Source organism: uncultured Nonlabens sp. (genome assembly GCF_947495285.1).
Lineage (GTDB): Bacteria > Bacteroidota > Bacteroidia > Flavobacteriales > Flavobacteriaceae > Nonlabens.
This window is the reverse complement of sequence record NZ_CANLXZ010000060.1, coordinates 1-4,139: the sequence shown is the minus strand read 5'-3', so window position 1 is coordinate 4,139 and position 4,139 is coordinate 1. Positions and strand designations below refer to the sequence as shown.

Genomic DNA, 4,139 nt, shown 5'->3' with positions numbered 1-4,139 from the left:
TTTTGTGTTGCACCACAAAGGTAACTTTGAGGAACAAATTTCCCTTTCTCTTTTTAAACGTTTAGGACGCTATTGATCTCGATCCTTTACTAAACATGCCAAAAGAAATACTTTGCATGTTGGTTTTGAAAATAAAAGCCATTTTTTAAGAAGATATAAAACTCCTCGTTTTAGAAAAGGCGAGGACAGATTGGCTAGCTTACTAGCAATCAGGAGTGGTTGATGTGATGCTTTTATAAAGACTCAAGTTGAATTTTAATCAAGAGGTTACTGAAAACATCGCATCAATCCTTACCGACCAAAACTCGCTACCGCTCACTTTGCCCCACCTTTACTTTGCAAAGGAAAGGAGCTTTTTGCTTTTAGAAGAATATGTGAGATTTGACATGCCAACTATTTGTGTTAGCATTGTCTATATATGATATCGATGATAGTTTTTTTAATTTCCAGAAGTTTAAATTTTCCTACTTTTTTCTTAGGAAAAATGATCTCTAATCTAGTTTTGATTATTCTTAGATGCTAGTTTGAGTGATGGTTGATGGTTGATGGTGATTAAATTATTTCTAAGGTGAGAATATCACTTGTTTTTATAAATATGTAATTTCCCAGAATCTAAATGCAATAAACTAAGAGTTCCATTTGCGCCCTCATTCAAGATCTCATAAGATAAAGTATCTCCATCTTTAGTAAGATATAAGAAATCTCCAGGTTTTGAGCTGGTGTCAGCTTTAGGATGTTTATCAGTGATATAGTAGTCATGCCAATCATGATCTATTGAATCTTTCAAAGTATAAAATAATGAGATGTGATCAACAGTTATTTCAATTCCACCTTTGTTGTCTTTTTCATTAAACCAAGTACCAGTATACAATATGTTTTTACTTTTTGTTCCATTAAAAAGTTCTTCAGTTTGTTCTTTGGTTATATCCTTTTCGATTGTTCTTCCTGTCTCGTCAGTGTAGAGAATAGTGTATTTTTTTTCTGTAGTGTCAGCTTCTTCTCTTGGAATATTATTACAAGAGGAGAATAAAATTACAAACACAAGTGGTATAATAGTTTTCATATGCATTACTTCTTTATCACATTCTCATAAATCTCAATCCAATTTTGCGGTGTCATTTTACGACACAACTCTGCAATAAGATCTAGTGGGATATCATCTACCTTCTTAAAACGGATGCAGCTTTTACCCATATCCAGTTTGTACTTAGAATGTTTGGGGTGTTCTGCCTTAAACCATTCCATCAATTCTGGATTTGCATAAATACCAGAGTGATATAAAGCGATAAAATTCTTTTGAGAAGCGATATTTATAAATGGTAATGGCGTCCATTCTTTGTCTACATGGTGACCTGGTTCATAAATATCTTTAGGTACATAATAGCCCAGCATACAATAAAGCATTCCTTCTTCAAATCCTGCAGGTAAGTTCTTAAGAACAACATCACGTAAATCACTTATAGGTTTTTTGCGCTCCTCTGGTAATAGGATTATGTATTCTTGCGGTGTGGTTGCAGTTGAGGTCATGTATTATCTTAAGTTGAGGTATTAAAGGTACTCCATTTATAAATAACCTCGCAGATAATGATCATACTTCTGGCTTTTAAGTCTATCATTTGAGTCACCTGCGAGGTTTTATTTAAGTAATCTTAAATTGTCGTTCTTGATTCCAGATAGGATCAACAAACGTTTAATTTCCTTTAACTAGTATCAAACCTTTAAATAAAAACTAAAAGAATAGAGTAGAAGGAGCTATTGATAGCTAGTAAAAAGTTTTTTACTATGTTAAAAACAGCGTATGTGTTGAGTAAGTTTGTTGTGGGTTCCGCTTTCGCGAAAGCGGAATTTCAAAAAAAGCTCTCATTTCTTTTATAAACAGTGAGTACAGGTTAAAGTAAGTTGTTATAAAAACTAGATTTTCATAGACTTAAGTATTGTTAATGATTAAAAAAGGATGTACTTTTGCAAACCCAAATCGAGAATAAGGAAACCGGTTGGGAATCAAATCTTTATATAACTCTTCTTTAAAAGGTTCTATAAGTTTCCGTTACTTTTTTAGAATACAAATTTTAATCAGCAACCTATTATGGCTGAAAATCAAACAAACAAAGAGTTGGACGCTTCACAAGATGGTGTAGCAGACGCTCAAACTGAGAAAAAAACTCCAGTAATTACTTCTCCACAACAAGAAGATCCTGCAGCATTTCTAGACACTTTTGACTGGGAACGTTACAGTGAAGGAATTGAAAAAGTTGATGAGGAGCAATTAAAGGCTTTTGAAAAATTAGTATCTGACAACTTTGTTGACACTATCGATACTGATGTAATTGAAGGTGTAGTTATCAAGATTACTGATCGTGATGCTATCATTGATATTAACGCAAAGTCTGAAGGTGCTATTTCTCTTAACGAGTTCCGTTACAACCAGAACCTTAAAGAAGGTGATAAGGTTGAGGTTCTTGTAGATGTACGTGAAGATGCGACTGGACAGTTAATCCTTTCTCACCGTAAAGCACGTCTTATCAAGGCTTGGGAACGCGTTAACAATGCACATGACACTGGCGAGATCGTAAACGGTTACGTTAAATGTCGTACTAAAGGAGGTATGATCGTAGATGTATTCGGTATCGAAGCATTCTTACCAGGTTCACAAATTGATGTGAAACCTATCCGTGATTATGATCAGTACGTAGATAAAACAATGGAATTTAAAGTTGTGAAAATCAACCACGAATTCAAAAACGTTGTAGTATCTCACAAAGCGCTTATCGAGGCAGATATCGAAGAGCAGAAGAAAGAAATTATCTCTCGTCTAGAAAAAGGACAGGTACTTGAAGGTGTTGTTAAAAACATTACTTCTTACGGTGTATTTGTTGATCTAGGTGGTGTTGATGGACTTGTTCACATTACAGACCTTTCTTGGTCACGTATCAACCACCCTAACGAGGTTGTAGAATTAGATCAGACACTTAACGTGGTAATCCTTGACTTTGACGAAGATAAATCTCGTATCCAATTAGGTCTTAAACAATTAGAAGCTCACCCATGGGAGGCTCTTTCTGATAAGATCAAAACTGGTGATAAAGTAAAAGGTAAAGTAGTTGTTATTGCTGATTACGGTGCATTTGTAGAAGTAGAAGAAGGAGTTGAAGGACTTGTTCACGTTTCTGAAATGTCATGGTCTACGCACTTAAGAAGTGCTGGTGACTTCGTAAAAGTAGGTGATATCATCGATGCTGAGGTTCTTACTATTGATAGAGAAGATCGTAAGATGTCTCTAGGTATGAAGCAACTTCACCCAGATCCATGGACTGACATTACTACTAAGTATCCTGTAGGTTCTAAGCACTCTGGTACAGTAAGAAACTTTACTAACTTCGGTGTATTTGTAGAACTTGAAGAAGGTGTTGATGGATTAATTTACATCTCTGACCTTTCTTGGACTAAGAAAGTGAAGCATCCATCTGAATTCTGTGCAGTAGGAGATACACTAGAAGTAGTGGTTCTTGAACTAGACGTAGAAGGACGTAAATTATCTCTAGGTCATAAGCAAACTATGCCTAACCCATGGGATAAGTACGAGGGTGAATTCGGTGTAGGAACAACTCACGATATTGAAATTAGTGAAACTGTAGACAAAGGTGCTGTAGTTAACTTTAATGAAGATATCTCTGTGTTTATTCCAACACGTCACTTAGAAAAAGAAGACGGTTCTAAATTGAAGAAAGGTGAAAAGGCGCAAATCCAGATCATTGAATTCAACAAAGAATTTAAGCGTGTAGTAGGTTCTCACATGATTCTTCATAAAGAAGAAGAAGCTAAGAATGTACAACAAGCAGCTGCTAAGTCTGCTGAAGAGTCTAAGCCTACATTAGGTGATGCAAACTCTAAGTTACAAGCACTTAAAGATAGAATGGAAGGTAAGAACTAATAATAGTTTTTATATTCTCAACTTTAAAGCCCTTATCAGTTTTCTGATAAGGGTTTTTTTTATGCCTTTTTATGAATACTTGCTACTTTATTAATCATGGATGGTACGGCTAGAATATATTTGTAGAATTAAGTAATACCAATTTACTTTTGAAAAGTCTCTATGAAAGCATTTTTATAATGATGATTACTAGTTATTGATTTTATGG

3 protein-coding genes are annotated in these 4,139 nt (G+C 34.7%); 1 reads left to right on the top strand and 2 read right to left on the bottom strand.

The window, feature by feature from the left end; translation table 11 throughout:
- Positions 1–577 precede the first annotated feature (577 nt).
- Both Q0838_RS14055 and Q0838_RS14050 read right to left on the bottom strand, forming a co-directional pair.
- Positions 578–1,063, bottom strand: a complete 486-nt coding sequence (locus Q0838_RS14055; RefSeq protein ID WP_298956508.1) for a hypothetical protein — start codon at positions 1,061–1,063, stop codon at positions 578–580.
- 5 nt (positions 1,064–1,068) lie between these two features.
- Positions 1,069–1,527 (bottom strand): DUF1801 domain-containing protein, encoded by a 459-nt coding sequence (locus tag Q0838_RS14050; protein ID WP_298956506.1) that lies wholly within the window; start codon positions 1,525–1,527, stop codon positions 1,069–1,071.
- A gap of 559 nt (positions 1,528–2,086) precedes the next feature.
- On the opposite strand from Q0838_RS14050, the gene rpsA reads away from it, so the two are divergent.
- Positions 2,087–3,931, top strand: coding sequence for a 30S ribosomal protein S1 (gene rpsA, locus Q0838_RS14045; RefSeq protein ID WP_298956505.1), 1,845 nt, complete (start codon positions 2,087–2,089; stop codon positions 3,929–3,931).
- Positions 3,932–4,139: the final 208 nt, after the last annotated feature.

Excerpts from the sequence above, each read along its gene's own strand:
- rpsA (WP_298956505.1), top strand. The coding sequence starts at position 2,087 with ATGGCTGAAAATCAAACAAACAAAGAGTTGGACGCTTCACAAGATGGT.
- Q0838_RS14050 (WP_298956506.1), bottom strand. The coding sequence starts at position 1,527 with ATGACCTCAACTGCAACCACACCGCAAGAATACATAATCCTATTACCA.
- Q0838_RS14055 (WP_298956508.1), bottom strand. The coding sequence starts at position 1,063 with ATGAAAACTATTATACCACTTGTGTTTGTAATTTTATTCTCCTCTTGT.